Raw genomic sequence first — 1,519 nt, 5'->3', positions numbered from 1 at the left:
GGCCGGCACGGCTGGAACGCGGTCGGCACCCCCTTGGCGGACTACCTACGTGAGGTCGGCCGTCCGGTCCCCGGACCGGAGACCGAAGCCGGGCCGATGATTGCCCGCAACACCCTGGTCAGCGCCGTCAGGGCCTGAGCCCCGCGGCGGTTTCTCAAGAACTTTCGATGAGTTGAAAGTGCGCCGGAACTTCTGCGGCCCCCCCGCCGACTAATAACAGGCTGATACGTGTGCCGCCCACAGCCCGGGCGTCGTCGGTTTTGGCTAGGCGAGGAGTGCTGACATGGCGCTGCGGTCGGTCGAGGGCGGCTGCGAATGACCGCACCGATTTGGCTGGCATCACCCCCGGAAGTCCACTCCGCCCTGCTGAGCAGCGGTCCGGGACCCGGCAGCTTGTTGGCCGCCGGCGGCGCGTGGAGCGCGTTGAGTGCCAGTTATGCGGAAACGGCGGACGAGCTGTCCGCAACCCTTGCGACGGCACAGGCCGGGGCCTGGCAGGGGCCGAGTGCCGAGGAGTACGTGGCCGCCCACACGCCCTACTTGGCGTGGTTGGCGCGGGCCAGCGCCGACAGTGCGTCCATGGCGGCCCAGCACGCGACGGCGGCCGCCGCGTACACCGCGGCATTGGCCGCGATGCCGACCCTTCCGGAACTGGCCGCCAACCACGCCGTCCACGGCGTGTTGGTGGGGACAAACTTCTTCGGGATCAACACGATCCCCATTGCGGTCAATGAGGCCGACTACGCGCGGATGTGGGTCCAGGCCGCCACCACGATGTCCACCTATCAAGCGGTCACCACCATCGCGCTGGCGGCAGCGCCGCAGACCGATCCGGCGCCGCAAATCATGCAGGCCGCCGACGCCGGCAGCTCCGATAGTGGGAGCAATCTCCCCTATGACGACATCATCGACAATGACGGCGGCAACCCGTACCAGCTGAGTTGGTGGATAAACCGCTTTCTCGAAATATTCCAGACACTCGGCCGCGACTTACAGTTATTCCAAACGAACCCGGCCCAGGCGTTCGCGCAGTTGTGGGCCGATATTGGGCTACTGGTCGCCGACGAGTTCACCCACGTCATCGAGGCCTTTCAGGCGTTCGCCCCCCAAATTGCGCTTATTGTGGCCACCGCCAGCCTCGGATTTGTCGGAGCCCTCGCGAGCTTGAGCGCCCTGGCCGCGATCCAGCCGGCGACGGCCGCGGCCCCCGCCCTGGCGCCCGCATCACTACCCGAGGTGCCGCGTCTGCCGGCCGTGATGAGCGCCCCTGCTGCCGTGAGCGCCTCGGCTCCCACGCCGTCCTCGACTCCGGCCTCGGCTCCGGCATCCGCGCCGGCTTCGGCGCCGGCCACCGGATCCCCACCGCCGCCCGCCGGCGTCGAGAGCGCCGCCTACCCCTACCTGGCGGGCGGACCCGGCATCGGGACCGGCTCGGGGATGAGCAGCGGTGCGCAACGCAAGGCTCCGGAGCCCGATTCCGCCGCGGCGGCCGCGGCGGCCGCGGCGTCGGCGCGGGAGC

Annotated in this window: 1 protein-coding gene and 1 pseudogene; both read left to right on the top strand. The window is 69.7% G+C overall.

Annotated features, from left to right (window positions below):
* A pseudogene (locus ACZY0B_RS27450) lies at nt 1-138 on the top strand (SAM-dependent methyltransferase); the annotation flags it as partial.
* A gap of 177 nt (nt 139-315) precedes the next feature.
* On the top strand, nt 316-1,519 hold a 1,204-nt coding region (locus tag ACZY0B_RS27445), incomplete at its 3' end, for a PPE family protein (RefSeq protein ID WP_463767372.1).

The organism is Mycobacterium sp. IDUB_19 (assembly GCF_055419445.1).
The sequence above is the reverse complement of the archived record's forward strand: the minus strand, read 5'-3'. Positions and strand labels throughout refer to the sequence as shown.